Here is a 13,188-nt window from a genome sequence, read left to right as displayed (position 1 = left end):
AACGAATGCCAAACAGGTAGCCGATGAACAGCATCTTGAACAGCGTCACAGGGTCCAGTGCTGGGCGACCATTATCGGCGCAGTACAAATGCGCGGTCTGTTCCCGGATGAAATCGAACTTGATGTGGCGGTCGATCAGACGCAGCAAATGGTCTTGCGGTACCAGCTGTTCCAGCGTGACCATCTCCAGCTCGTGCTGGAAGGGAGAAGGTGTCTTGAGCATGATGACATTAAATCAAAAGCCCCCGCCGTTGGCGAGGGCTTTTGACTTTGTCAGCAGTCTGAGGCAGCCATTGGCTGCCTTTTTTGTTTGCAGGATGGGTGCGTCACCCACCTGCCGGTATCAAACCGTCATGCTGCGATTGGCCTTCTGGTCCAAGGCCGGCAGCTTCGACCGGACCAAGTTGCGACAAATAAAACGGCGATTATTCCGCGCTTGCCGAAGCGACGCGCTGGGCTTCCATGTGCTCGCGGAGCACCTGGTTGATGCGGGTCTGGTAACCCGGACCGGCGGCCTTGAACCATTCCAGCATGTCGACATCCAGGCGGATCGTCACGATCTGCTTGACGCCGCTGGTGGCTTGCGGTTTGGACGTTGTTGCGGCGTCCGAGGTGCGAAGGGCTGACTGATCCCAATCCGCTTCGTATTCTTTGTTCATGCGATTTATCCCGTAAGTACATACGCCACTAGTCGAGGCGGACTTCGATTGTCGTCGGGGTATGTAACGTAAAGATTGCTGACGAGGCAGGAATTGTAACGCCATGTATCATTCGTGTGTTTGAATACAAAAAGATACAAACGCAATCTGTTGCAGATGCGTCAGAAAACGATCCTGCACGCATGACGTATAATGGTCGACCGCCCAATAGAAAACGGCCTGTCAAGCCGCCTTCACAGAGAGAACATTCATCATGACCGCCCGAACGCAAGCCATGTCCCCGATCGAAACCCAGCTGCGCGAGATCCTGTCGCGCCGCATCATGATCCTGGATGGCGCGATGGGAACGATCATCCAGCAGTACAAGCTCGACGAGCAGGCCTACCGCGGCGAGCGCTTCGCCACCTTCGCCGCGCCCGCAGGCAGCGGCCAGCGCGAGCTGTTCGTCAAGGGGAACAACGAGCTGCTGACCCTGACCCAGCCGCAGGTGATCCAGGAAATCCACGAGCGCTACCTCGCGGCCGGCGCCGACCTGATCGAGACCAATACCTTCGGCGCCACGGGCGTGGCGCAGGAGGACTACCACATGGCCCACCTGGCCTACGAGATGAACGTCGAGGCCGCCAAACTGGCGCGCGCCGCCTGCGCCAAGTACAGCACCCCGGACAAGCCGCGCTACGTCGCCGGCGCCCTCGGCCCGACGCCGAAGACCGCCTCGATCTCGCCGGACGTGAACGACCCGGCCGCGCGCAACATCACCTTCGACCAGCTGGTCGCCTCCTACCATGAACAGGTGCGCGGCCTGGTCGACGGCGGCGCCGACCTGCTGCTGGTCGAGACCATCTTCGACACCCTGAACTGCAAGGCCGCGCTGTTCGCGATCGACCAGTACTTCGACGAGCATCCCGGCACGCCGCGCCTGCCCCTGATGATCTCGGGCACCGTGACCGATGCCTCGGGCCGCATCCTGTCGGGCCAGACCGTGCCCGCGTTCTGGAATTCGGTGCGCCATGCGAAGCCGCTGACCATCGGCCTGAACTGCGCGCTGGGCGCCGCCCTGATGCGCCCCTACGCCGAAGAGCTGTCGCAGATCGCCGACACCTTCGTCTGCATCTACCCGAACGCCGGCCTGCCCAACCCGATGAGCGACACCGGCTTCGACGAGCTGCCGGCCGACACCTCGGCCCTGCTGCGCGAATTCGCCGACGCCGGCTTCGTCAACATCGCCGGCGGCTGCTGCGGCACCACGCCCGAGCACATCCAGGCGATCGCGGAGCTGCTCGCGCCGATGCCGCCGCGCCAGCTGCCGCTGGTACCGGTCGCGATGCGCCTGTCGGGCCTGGAGCCGTTCACCATCGACGAGTCCTCGCTGTTCGTCAACGTCGGCGAGCGCACCAACGTCACCGGCTCGAAGGCCTTCGCGCGCATGATCCTGAACGAGCAGTTCGACGAGGCGCTGTCGGTGGCGCGCCAGCAGGTCGAGAACGGCGCCCAGGTCATCGACATCAACATGGACGAGGCGATGCTCGATTCGCAGGCGGCCATGACGCGCTTCCTGAACCTGATCGCCTCCGAACCCGACATCTCGCGCGTGCCTGTGATGATCGACTCGTCGAAGTGGTCGGTCATCGAGGCCGGCCTGAAGTGCGTGCAGGGCAAGGCGATCGTCAACTCGATCTCGCTCAAGGAAGGCGAAGAGGAATTCCTGCGCCAGGCGCGCCTGTGCCGCAGCTACGGCGCGGCCGTGATCGTGATGGCCTTCGATGAACAGGGCCAGGCCGACACCTTCGCGCGCAAGACCGAGATCTGCGCCCGCGCGTATCACACGCTGGTGGAGAAGGTCGGCTTCCCGCCGGAAGACATCATCTTCGACCCGAACATCTTCGCGATCGCCACCGGCATCGAGGAGCACAACAACTACGCGGTCGACTTCATCGAGGCGACGCGCTGGATCCGCGCCAACCTGCCGCACGCGAAGGTGTCGGGCGGCGTGTCGAACGTCTCGTTCAGCTTCCGCGGCAACGACCCGGCGCGCGAGGCGATCCACACCGTGTTCCTGTACCACGCGATCCAGGCCGGCCTGACCATGGGCATCGTCAACGCCGGCATGGTCGGCGTCTACGACGACCTGTCGCCGGAACTGCGCGAGCGCGTGGAAGACGTGGTGCTGAACCGCCGCGACGACGCCACCGAGCGCATGATCGAGATCGCCGGCACCCTGAAGGCCGGCGGCAACAAACAGGAACAGAACCTCGAGTGGCGCAACGCGCCGGTCGAGAAGCGCCTGGCGCACGCGCTGGTGCACGGCATCACCCAGTGGATCGTCGAGGACACCGAAGAGATGCGCCAGCAGGTGCTGGCGGCGAATGGCCGTCCGATCCACGTGATCGAAGGCCCGCTGATGGACGGCATGAACATCGTCGGCGACCTGTTCGGACAGGGCAAGATGTTCCTGCCCCAGGTGGTCAAGTCGGCGCGCGTGATGAAGCAGGCGGTGGCCCACCTGGTGCCCTTCATCGAGGAAGAGAAGGCCGCGGAAGAACGCCGCACCGGCATCGTCGCCCGGCCGAAGGGCAAGATGGTGATCGCGACCGTCAAGGGCGACGTGCACGACATCGGCAAGAACATCGTCTCGGTGGTCCTGCAATGTAATAACTTCGAGATCGTGAACATGGGCGTGATGGTCCCGTGCGCCGACATCCTGGCCAAGGCGAAGGAAGAGAACGCCGACATCGTCGGCCTGTCGGGCCTGATCACGCCTTCGCTGGAAGAGATGGCGCACGTGGCGCGCGAGATGCAGCGCGACCCCTACTTCCGCGAACGCAAGATCCCGCTGCTGATCGGCGGCGCCACCACCAGCCGCGCCCACACCGCGGTCAAGATCGCGCCGCACTACGAAGGCCCGGTGGTCTACGTGCCGGACGCGTCGCGCTCGGTGTCGGTCGGCCAGTCGCTGGTGACCGAGGACACGCGCGGCCAGTACATCATCGAACTGGCCCAGGACTACGAGCGCATCCGCATCCAGCACGCGAACAAGAAGGCGCTGCCGATGCTGACCCTGGAACAGGCGCGCGGCAACAAGGCGCACCTGGCGTACGCGCCGGTCAAGCCGAAGTTCATCGGCCGCCGCGTGTTCAAGAACGTCGACCTGGGCCTGGTGGCGCGCTACATCGACTGGGGTCCGTTCTTCCAGACCTGGGACCTGGCCGGGCCCTTCCCTGCCATCCTCACCGACGAGGTGGTGGGCGAAGCCGCGAGCAAGGTGTACGAGGAAGGCCAGGCGATGCTGAAGAAGATCATCGAAGGCCGCTGGCTGACCGCCAACGGCGCGATCGCGCTGCTGCCGGCCAATAGCGTGAACGACGACGACATCGAGATCTATACCGGTGAAGGCCGCGACGAGGTCGCGTTCACCTGGTACGGCCTGCGCCAGCAGGGCGTCAAGCCGGTGGTGGATGGCAAGCAGCGCCCGAACCAGTGCCTGTCCGACTTCATCGCGCCGAAGGACTCGGGCGTGCAGGACTACATCGGCATGTTCGCCGTGACCGCCGGCCTGGGCATCGAGAAGCACGAGCAGCGCTTCGAAGCGGCGCTCGACGATTACTCGTCGATCATGCTCAAGTCCCTGGCCGACCGCCTGGCCGAGGCCTTCGCCGAGTACCTGCACGAGCGCGTGCGGGTCGACCTGTGGGGCTATGCGAGCGGCGAGGACCTGTCGAAGGAAGCCCTGATCGCCGAGGCGTACCAGGGCATCCGCCCTGCCCCGGGCTATCCGGCCTGCCCCGAGCACACGGTCAAGGCGGAGGTGTTCCGCACCCTGCAGGCGGAGGAGATCGGCATGCAGCTGACCGAGTCCTTCGCCATGTATCCGGGAGCGGCGGTGTCGGGCTTCTACTTCGCCCATCCGGAGTCGAAGTACTTCGTGGTGGGTAAGATCGGGGACGACCAGGTGGAAGACATGGCGCGCCGCCGCGGCATGGACAAGGCCGAGCTGGAACGGTATCTGGCGCCGAATCTTTAGTAGGGTGGGCGGCTATGCCGCCCACGCGGTGATTGTTACCGGCTCTGATATCGGGCTCGATGATCTTGCTGCCAACTATCACCGCGTGGGCGGGATCCGCCCACCCTACATCGCGTAGCGAACGACCTTGTCGCTCCACTCGAAGGCCGATACTTCGAGCTCGGCCAGGTCGTCGCCGTCGATCGACAGCGCGTGCAGCGCCGGCAGCACGTCGTCCTTCCCCTCTTCCATCTGCTCGAAGGCTTCCGCCAGGCTCAGCAGCTCGCCGAAGAAGCCGCTGCGCTTGAGCAGCGCATTGCGCACTTCGTCGATGACCGGGATCTGTTCGACGATGTCGAGCATCGGGATGCAGAACAGGGTGTCCATCAGCGACATCATGCCGACCGTGAAGGCGACGTCGGCCACGTTGCGCTGGCCGGGGCGCAGGCGCTGGGCCAGCAGCTCCATCAGGCGCGCGCGCGTGGTGGCCAGCATCAGCAGCGGGCTCTGGCTGTGGCCGCGCACGCCCGGCTCGGCATACAGCAGGATCTGCAGCCAGCGCTGCAGCTGGCGCCGCCCCAGCAGGATCAGGGCCTGGCTGATCGACTCGATGCGCCGGCCCGGCCCCATCGCGGGCGTGTTCACCAGGCGCAGCAGGTTCAGGCCCAGGGTGAGCTCGCGCTTGACCACGCGCTCGATCTCGCTGTTGTCGGCGTCCGAGGTCACCAGGTTCATCAGGTCCAGCACCGTCGTCTGCGACGGCGACAGCTTGCGGCCGGCCATCACGGTCGGCTTGGCGAAGTAATAGCCCTGGAAGTAGTCGAAACCGACGTCCAGGCAGGTGCGGTATTCGGTGTGGGTCTCGACCTTCTCCGCCACCAGGCGCTTGCCGGTGGTGCGCAGGCGCGGCGCCAGCGACAGCAGGGTCACGACCGGCAGCGCGCGCAGGTCCATCTTGACGAAGTCGATCACCGGCAGCAGGCGCGCCAGGCTGGCGCCGTGGGCCGAGGCTTCGGCCGCGAAGCGGAAGCCGTGCGAGGCCAGCTCGGTCATGCGCCCGATGACGGCATCGTCCGGCTCCACCGAGCCCACGATTTCCAGCACCGTGCGCTCGCGCGGCAGGAACGCGAACATGTCGCTCATGAGCACTTCCTTGTCGACGTTCAGGAAGGCGGTGGCGTCGCCGATCGCGCGCGGCAGGCCGAGCTGGGAAGCATGATGGATGACGCTGGCGCTGGCCGACAGCCCCGCCCCCGCCTGCGCCGGGTCGATCTGCGCCGGGCCCTGGGCACTGCCGCGGAACAGCAGTTCGTAGCCATACAGCGCCTGGTTGCGGTCCAGCACAGGCTGGCGCCCGAGGTAGAAATTGCGCATGCGCAGGGGCTGGGAAGCCTGTTCATGGCTGGCGGTATCGGTCATCTCGTCTCTCTTCTCGCAGCGAACTGAACTACTTTACCGCATCCCGCACTGTTAGTGGCTTTTTGGCATTAATTTATTGTAGGAACGATATGCTTCACTGTGGCAGCCCATCAACGAACATGGCCAGCTCGCCGGAAGCGAAATGGGTCCACTGCTCGTTGGTGGTCAAGGGCTCGGTGACGATGATGGCGACCCGGTCGTTCGGCGTCGTCACCTGGGAAAAGTCGACCGACAGGTCTTCGTCGGACAGGCAGGCGGCCGTGAACGGGTACTTGCGCACCACGTAGCACAGCTTGGTCGAACAATGGGTGAACAGCGCGGTGCCGTCGGACAGCATCATGTTGAAGGTCCCGTGCGCGGCGATGTCCGGCACCAGGCGCTCGAGCGCGGCGCGCAGGACAGCGCGCTGCGGGGGCTGGTCGCCGAACTCCTTGCGCAGGCATTGCAGCAGATAGCAGAAGGCCAGTTCGCTGTCGGTGTTGCCGACCGGGCGGAACGGACCATCGAGCACGGGCTGGAATTCCTTCAGGTCGCCGTTGTGGGCGAATACCCAGTAGCGTCCCCACAGCTCGCGCACGAAGGGATGGCAGTTCTCGAGTGCGACCTGCCCTTGCGTGGCCTTGCGGATGTGGGCGATGACGTTGGTGGACTTGATCGGGTAGCGCTTGATCAGTTCGGCAATCGGCGAAGCGATCGCCGCCTGGTGATCGACGAAATGGCGTACGCCCGAACCTTCGAAGAACGCGATCCCCCAGCCGTCATGGTGGGTATCGGTGCGGCCGCCGCGATGGGCGAAGCCGGTAAAAGAGAAGACAATGTCGGTGGGGACATTGCAGTTCATTCCGAGTAGCTGACACATGAGCGCAGCTTACCACGCCGTCAGCATAAAAGGGCGCCATTGCCCTCGGAGCGACAATGGCGCCGGGCCCTTCAGTGCAGGACGACCGGCTGGCTCATCAGGGTGTCATAGGAACCCAGGAAGTCGTCGATCTCCTCCATGGTCGGTTCGCTGGCGATCAGGTTGTTGACGTCGCGCCGGAACGACTGGGCCAGTTTGCCGCCGATGAACGCTTCGCGCCGTCCGGCCTTGTCGACGATCTCGAAGCCGCCAAAACGCAGTGCTTCGAGCTCACGGTCGACGCCGAATTCGACGACGCTGTACTGTTCACTGTTGTAGATCATGTTCATGATGACTCCTTCTCTCGATCAGAGTGGTTGTGCACACCAGCCGCGCGGCGGCGGGCGACTGGCTGATCACTTCGGTTAAGAGGTGGGGCTGGCCGAACCAAATTCAAGTGTGACAACCGGATTCAGCGCCAACAGCTGATCGTATGGCGGGTCTTGCAGCCACGATCGCAACTGATCGATATGCTCGCTGCGCGCCAGGCCGATGTACAGCCGCTGAGGTCGTTGGCGCAACAGTCGATTCAATGTTACACGCAAAACCAGATTGCCGTCGCAGCACAGGCAACCGGGCGCGATGCGCACCACCTGCAGCGTGGGCGTGGCGAGCAGCGGCTCGCCGGATGCGCCCAGGCCTTCGAGGATGACGGCGTCGAGGCGCGCACGGACGGGCCCGTGAGGCGCGTGAGAGAGGGAGGACGGATGGGAAGGATCTTGCGCGAGCAGCGCCGCAATGGCTTGCTCGCGTACGCTGGCGGAGGGGCCGGTGACGAGGGTCGTGTCCACGCGGGCGACCATCATCCCCCTTTCTTGGCCAGCTTGCCTGGTTCGACGCCGAGCTGCTTGAGCTTGCGGTACAGGTGGGTGCGCTCCAGGCCGGTCTTCTCGGCGACCCGCGTCATGCTGCCGCCTTCGCGGCCCAGGTGGTGTTCGAAGTACATGCGCTCGAAGGCGTCGCGCGCCTCGCGCAGCGGCAGGTCGAAGGACAGCGTGTAGCCGGTGCTCTCGCCATGCGAGATGGCGTGCACCAGGCGCGGGCCGCTGCCCGGGTTCGCCGGCGCGGCGGCGAACATCGGCGCGGCCGCTGCCGGTTCCGCGGTCGCCGCGGGCGCGATCGGCGCGATCGGGCGCGGCGCCATCATCGGCGCGCGCGCCACTTCCTGCGCACGCGTCAGGCCCTGCTGCACCGCCTTGAGCAGCTTCTGCAGGGCGATCGGCTTCTCGAGGAAATTGAGCGCGCCGATGCGGGTCGCCTCGACGGCGGTATCGATGGTGGCGTGGCCGGACATCATGATGACCGGCATGGTCAGCATGCCATCGCGCTGCCACTCCTTCAGCAGGGTCACGCCGTCGGTATCCGGCATCCAGATGTCGAGCAGGACCAGATCGGGCGTGCCCGACGCGCGCGCCTCGCGCGCCTGCTGCGCGTTTTCGGCCAGGGTGATGGCATGGCCTTCATCTCCCAGGATTTCCGACAGGAGCTCCCGGATGCCCATTTCATCATCGACTACGAGTATATTCGCCATCTGTATGCCTTCCTGATCTTCTACCCGTCACAGTGTGTGTGATTTTATAAGGCTTTTATACTTCGGCCAAGTTCGCCTCGGGTGCTAACTTTAACAGCAAAATGAATACGGCCGCGCCACTTCCGTCGGAGCGGTTCGTGATGTCAATACGTCCACCGTGCTCATCCACGATTTTCTTGACCATGGGAAGCCCAAGGCCGGTGCCGCGCGCCTTCGACGTGACGTAGGGTTCGAAGGCGCGCGCCAGGATCCGCGGTGCGAAACCGGGGCCGTTGTCGACGATCGCCAGGCGCACCGCGGTGCCGGCCAGGCCGTCCGCCGCCATGTAGTGGATGGCCTCGGTGGTCACGTCGACCCGCGGGGTGGTCCCATGCGCGCGGCGGTCGGCCAGCGCGTCCTGGGCGTTCTGCACCAGGTTGTGGATCACCTGGCGCAACTGGGTGGCGTCGCCCATCACGCGCGGCAGGTTCGGCGCCAGGCTGGCATGGATGGTGTCGGAGTCGTCCTCGGCCAGGTACAGGCGCAGGATCTCGTCGATCAGGGCGTTCAGGTCGAGCGGCTCCAGCACCGCCGGCGGCGTGCGCGCGTAATCGCGGAAATCGTCTACCATGCGCTTCATCGCGTCCACCTGGTTGACGATCGTCGTCGTGCCCCTTTTCAGCAGCTCGGCCTGGGCAGGGGGCAGGCTGTCCTCGAGCTTCATCTGCATGCGCTCCGCCGCCAGCTGGATCGGGGTCAGCGGGTTCTTGATTTCATGCGCCAGGCGGCGCGCCACCTCGCCCCAGGCCACCGAGCGCTGGGCCGAGATCACGTCCGAGATATCGTCGAACACGACGATGAAGCCGCTGCCCGCCCCCACCGGCAGGCGCGAACCGCGCGCCAGCAGGGTGATGTCGTGCTCGTGCTCTTCCCCCGCGCCCGGACGGCGCGGGATCTCGATCTGCTGCTGCCAGTGCGCGCGCTTGCGTCCGCTGGCCGCGGCCGAATGCGCGTTCTGGGCCGAGAAGGCGCGCGTGATGCAGTTCGAAAAATGCTCGAGTCCCCCGATCCGGTTCAGCGGACCGGCCAGCGCGCCCGGCTCCACCTGCAGGATGCGGTAGGCGGCGTCGTTCGAGTTCACCACGGTGCCGTCGGCATCGAGCACGATCACGCCCGCCGACATGTTCGCCAGCACCGACTCCAGGTGGGCCTTCGCGCTTTGCAGCGCCGCCCGGTTGCGCTCGACGGCGCTGCGCGCCTCGAACAGCTGGCCGGTCATGGCGTTGAACGACTGGGTCAGGGTGCCCAGTTCGTCGTTGGTCTCGACGATCGGGCGCGGCGACAGGTCGCCCTCGGCCACCGCCCGCGTGCCCTCCGCCAGCACCAGCAGCGGCTGCGCCAGGTTCCCCGCGATCAGGAAGGCGCTGCCGATGGCGCCGAAGATCGCCAGCAGCAGGGTCAGGGTCAGGGTCTCGATGTACATCTTGCGCAGCCCGGTGCGGGCCACGAAGCGCTGCTGGTATTCGCTGTAGGCGGTGCGCAGCACTTCCGCGTTCGAGGCCAGGTTGACCGGCACCGACTGCAGCAGCTGCAGGTAGCGCGCCTCGACCCCGGGCGGCTCGGGCACCGCCAGCACCACCCGCAGGCGCAGGCTGGTGACCGCGTCCAGCGCGCTGGCCTCGCCGCCGGCGGCGTCGACCTGCTGCTCGCGGAAGTCGCGGTCGATGCCGCCCTCGGCGCGCGCATACCCGCCGGGGATGGCGGCGGCCTTCAGCATCTGCCCGTTCGGCGCATCGGCGGACAGGCTGCGCCGGTCCGCGGTCGCCGAGGCCAGCACGGCGCCGCTGGCGTCCACCAGGATCGCGCTCTGCAGCCCGCCGGTGTCGGCCATCAGGCGCGTCATCACGGTCTGCGCCATCAGGTCGTCCTGCCCCGCCAGCGCGGCGGCGGCGGTCTGGCCGGTGGCGCTCAGTTCGGTGAGCGCCTCGTCCAGCGCCGCATGCCCCAGGTTCAGGCCGGACTCGAGCGCCGCCTCGATCTTCACGTCGAACCAGGATTCGATCGAGTGGGACACGAACTGCACCGAGACCATGAAGATGACCAGGCCGGGCAGGATGCCGATGCCGGCGAACAGCAGCACCAGCCGCGCCATCAGGCGCGAGCCGAACTTGCCGGCCTTGTAGCGTGAATACAGCCGTCCCAGCGCCACGATCACGAGGATCAGCAGCAGGAAGGCCATGGCGGCGTTCAGGCCGAGCAGCCAGCCGTAGTAACGGTCGAAGAAGCCCGAGTTGTCCGACGCCGAGGCGAGCAGGAACAACAGGATGGAAACGACGGCGCCGCCGACGACGAGCGCATAGCGCAGCGCCTGATTGACCGATTTACTCCGCACGGTAGGTGAAAGTCTTCCTGTTGGAGGCGAGACGCCAGTCGGAATCGTTGAAAGCATTGACCTGCAGCGGCTTCTGCAGGTATTCGCGGTCCATGAACATGCGCATCGACACGTTGTAGACCTCGCCCGGCCTGAGCGCATTGCGCGGCGCGATCAGCCAGCGGGTCGGACGACGGATCAGGAACATGGCCTCGTCCAGGGTCTGGAAGCTCTGCTGGAAGCTGCCGACCACCAGCACATGGTACTGGCGCGTCAGGACATCGTACGAGATCCGGATCGTGCGCCGCGCCGCGACCGCCTTTTCGTCGCGCCACCACCAGCGCGGGCGGGTCAGTTCGATCTCGGTCGTGAAGTGCAGCTGGACCCCGTGCTGGATGGCGTCCTTGAGGCCGTGGTTCAGTTCGAAGGCATAGGCGGTGTCGAGCCGGTACCCATCCTCGCTGGCTTCGATCGCCGCGCGCGTGATCTCGATCCCGTCTGCCGCCTGCGCCGTCGCGCACGCGAAGACCAGCAGCAGCTGGCAGGCGAGGAAGCGGAAAAATCGTAACGTCACAGGTGAGCCGGAGCCTTCAAAATTGAGCGTGTTGTTCGGAGAACGGGGAACGGCACTACTCCGCTCTCTTCTGGAACAGGGCGTAGAACAAACCGTCATGATCCTGCCCGGCGCCGCTGGCTGGCAGCAGCTGGCCCGGCGCGTCCAGGCGCAGCGCATTGTGGCGTACCGCGAAGGCGGCAGCCTGCGCCTCCGATTCCTGGGGCCAGAGCGAACATGTCACGAACAGCAATTTACCATTTGGCAGCAACATCTGCCAAAGATTGTCGAGTATTTTGGCGGAAAGTGTTGCAAGTTGGAGCGAGTCCGACTTGCGGCGCAACCAGCGGATATCCGGGTGGCGGCGCACGATGCCGGAGGCCGTGCAGGGCACGTCCGCCAGGATGCGGTCATAGGGGCGGCCGTCCCACCAGCCGGACTCCTGGGCGTCGGCCGCGACCAGGGTCGCCTCCAGGCCCAGGCGGCCGAGGTTGTCGCCCACCCGCGCCAGGCGCGCCGGATCGGCGTCCACCGAGGTCAGGTCGACCCGGGCCGTTTCCAGGATATGGCCGCTCTTGCCGCCCGGGGCGGCGCAGGCGTCCAGCACCCGCATCCCGTCCTCCAGGCCGAGCAGCGGCGCGGCCAGCTGGGCGCCCGCGTCCTGCACCGACACCAGGCCGTCGTGGAAGCCCGGGATCTGGCTGACATTGACGGCCTGGGCCAGCCGTACCGCGGTCGGGCCCACCTGTTCGGCCTCGATCCCGGCCGCCGCCAGGGTCTCCAGGTAGGCCGCCACGGCGGTCCTGCGCAGGTTGACGCGCAGGGTCAGCGGCGGATGGACATTGCCGGCCGCGAGGATCGCTTCCCACTGCTGCGGGTAGGCGACGCGGGTGGCGTCGATCCACCACTGGGGGTAGTTCCACTGCGCCAGCGGCTGGCGCAGCGCCTCGGCGAGCAGGGCTTCGCGCTCGCGCAGGAAGCGGCGCAGCACGGCGTTGACCATGGCCTTGGCATGGGCGAAGTCGGGATGGGCGGCGGCCGCGCTGACGGCCTGGTCGACCACGGTGAAGGCTTCGTAGGGCGCGGGACTGCCGGCCGGCGGGTCGAGCAGCGCCAGCGCGGCGCTCAGCAGGCCGCCCAGCATCAGGGGCTCGGGCGCCTTGCTGGTCATCAGGCCCAGCAGCACTTCGCTGCGGCCCAGCTGGCGCATGCTGCGGTAGGCGATGTCCTGGATCGCGCCGCGCGCCTGCGGCGTCGCGTCGTAGGCGTTGAACACCCCGGCCAGCGCCTGCGGCAGCGCGCTGCCGGCGCGCACCCGGGCCACGGCGTTGGCCGCTCCCAGCAGGGCCAGGGCCAGCGAGTCGGCCTTCAGGTCGGGACGGAAATCGCGCTGCGCCGCCACCCGGACTTCATGGCTGGCGCGCAGCGGAGGGGCCGGAGGCGGGGCCGGATTGCGCTCGCGGGCGGGCGCACGCGGCGCGTCGTTGCGGCGGGCCTCACCCTGGGCTGGACGATCCTGCCCCGCCTCGCGCGGCTTGTCCCCGGCCGGCGGCCAGGATGCGGAAGGCCGGCTCGAGGCCTTCCTGGCCGCGCTCGGCTTGGCCTTGGGTTTCAGGGTGAGCGTCGGGCGCTTGTCGGTCATGGCTGGTAGGATCCTGCGAAAAATGCACCCATTGTAACGGTTTAGGCTTTGGCGGCGCTTAATGCTGCGACAGGCGGCGGCCGCCGCGCCGAGCAGAGATATTCCGCATTGCGCCAAACCAGTATAATGATTGCTG

11 protein-coding genes are annotated in these 13,188 nt (G+C 66.2%); 1 reads left to right on the top strand and 10 read right to left on the bottom strand.

All coding sequences use genetic code 11. The features are described from left to right. Together H162_RS0125805 and H162_RS35595 are read right to left on the bottom strand one after the other, a co-directional pair. Positions 1–223: transposase (locus H162_RS0125805; protein WP_169444476.1), on the bottom strand; the 223-nt coding region annotated here is incomplete at its 3' end. Between the two features lie 202 nt (positions 224–425). After that, complete coding sequence (locus H162_RS35595; protein WP_020656374.1) at positions 426–659, bottom strand: BrnA antitoxin family protein; 234 nt, start codon at positions 657–659, stop codon at positions 426–428. Between the two features lie 274 nt (positions 660–933). Between H162_RS35595 and metH the strand changes: the two genes are divergently transcribed. Continuing rightward, positions 934–4,680: a methionine synthase gene (gene metH, locus H162_RS0125795; protein ID WP_020656373.1), complete on the top strand. Its 3,747-nt coding sequence runs from the start codon at positions 934–936 to the stop codon at positions 4,678–4,680. Positions 4,681–4,785: 105 nt separating this feature from the next. Here metH and H162_RS0125790 read toward each other — a convergent pair whose 3' ends face one another. The 8 genes from H162_RS0125790 to rsmB all read right to left on the bottom strand — a co-directional run bounded on the left by H162_RS0125790 (position 4,786) and on the right by rsmB (position 13,052). Further along, positions 4,786–6,078, bottom strand: a complete 1,293-nt coding sequence (locus H162_RS0125790) for an EAL and HDOD domain-containing protein (RefSeq protein ID WP_020656372.1) — start codon at positions 6,076–6,078, stop codon at positions 4,786–4,788. A gap of 94 nt (positions 6,079–6,172) precedes the next feature. After that, positions 6,173–6,937, bottom strand: a complete 765-nt coding sequence (locus tag H162_RS0125785; protein WP_026355100.1) for a class II glutamine amidotransferase — start codon at positions 6,935–6,937, stop codon at positions 6,173–6,175. A 71-nt stretch (positions 6,938–7,008) separates the two neighbouring features. Then, positions 7,009–7,266 (bottom strand): BTH_I0359 family protein, encoded by a 258-nt coding sequence (locus H162_RS0125780; RefSeq protein ID WP_020656370.1) that lies wholly within the window; start codon positions 7,264–7,266, stop codon positions 7,009–7,011. A 75-nt stretch (positions 7,267–7,341) separates the two neighbouring features. Further along, positions 7,342–7,782: a CobW family GTP-binding protein gene (locus tag H162_RS0125775; protein ID WP_020656369.1), complete on the bottom strand. Its 441-nt coding sequence runs from the start codon at positions 7,780–7,782 to the stop codon at positions 7,342–7,344. Continuing rightward, the gene (locus H162_RS0125770; protein WP_026355099.1) at positions 7,779–8,507 is read right to left on the bottom strand and encodes a response regulator; all 729 of its coding nucleotides are present in this window, start codon (positions 8,505–8,507) and stop codon (positions 7,779–7,781) included. Before H162_RS0125770 ends, H162_RS0125775 begins: the two co-directional genes overlap by 4 nt. Before the next feature lie 55 nt (positions 8,508–8,562). Beyond that, complete coding sequence (locus H162_RS0125765) at positions 8,563–10,878, bottom strand: sensor histidine kinase (RefSeq protein WP_020656367.1); 2,316 nt, start codon at positions 10,876–10,878, stop codon at positions 8,563–8,565. After that, on the bottom strand, positions 10,868–11,431 hold the full coding sequence (locus H162_RS0125760; protein ID WP_020656366.1) for a DUF4390 domain-containing protein: 564 nt from the start codon (positions 11,429–11,431) through the stop codon (positions 10,868–10,870). Before H162_RS0125760 ends, H162_RS0125765 begins: the two co-directional genes overlap by 11 nt. Positions 11,432–11,486: 55 nt before the next feature. Continuing rightward, a complete protein-coding gene (rsmB, locus tag H162_RS0125755; protein WP_020656365.1) occupies positions 11,487–13,052 on the bottom strand; it encodes a 16S rRNA (cytosine(967)-C(5))-methyltransferase RsmB in 1,566 nt (521 codons plus the stop codon). Between the last annotated feature and the right edge of the window lie 136 nt (positions 13,053–13,188).

It is taken from the genome of Massilia niastensis DSM 21313, assembly GCF_000382345.1.
Taxonomy (GTDB): domain Bacteria; phylum Pseudomonadota; class Gammaproteobacteria; order Burkholderiales; family Burkholderiaceae_D; genus Telluria; species Telluria niastensis.
This window is presented reverse-complemented; position numbering and strand designations above follow the sequence as displayed.

Excerpts from the sequence above, each read along its gene's own strand:
- H162_RS0125780 (WP_020656370.1), bottom strand. The coding sequence starts at position 7,266 with ATGAACATGATCTACAACAGTGAACAGTACAGCGTCGTCGAATTCGGC.
- H162_RS0125785 (WP_026355100.1), bottom strand. The coding sequence starts at position 6,937 with ATGTGTCAGCTACTCGGAATGAACTGCAATGTCCCCACCGACATTGTC.
- H162_RS0125770 (WP_026355099.1), bottom strand. The coding sequence starts at position 8,507 with ATGGCGAATATACTCGTAGTCGATGATGAAATGGGCATCCGGGAGCTC.
- rsmB (WP_020656365.1), bottom strand. The coding sequence starts at position 13,052 with ATGACCGACAAGCGCCCGACGCTCACCCTGAAACCCAAGGCCAAGCCG.
- H162_RS0125775 (WP_020656369.1), bottom strand. The coding sequence starts at position 7,782 with ATGATGGTCGCCCGCGTGGACACGACCCTCGTCACCGGCCCCTCCGCC.
- H162_RS35595 (WP_020656374.1), bottom strand. The coding sequence starts at position 659 with ATGAACAAAGAATACGAAGCGGATTGGGATCAGTCAGCCCTTCGCACC.
- H162_RS0125790 (WP_020656372.1), bottom strand. The coding sequence starts at position 6,078 with ATGACCGATACCGCCAGCCATGAACAGGCTTCCCAGCCCCTGCGCATG.
- metH (WP_020656373.1), top strand. The coding sequence starts at position 934 with ATGTCCCCGATCGAAACCCAGCTGCGCGAGATCCTGTCGCGCCGCATC.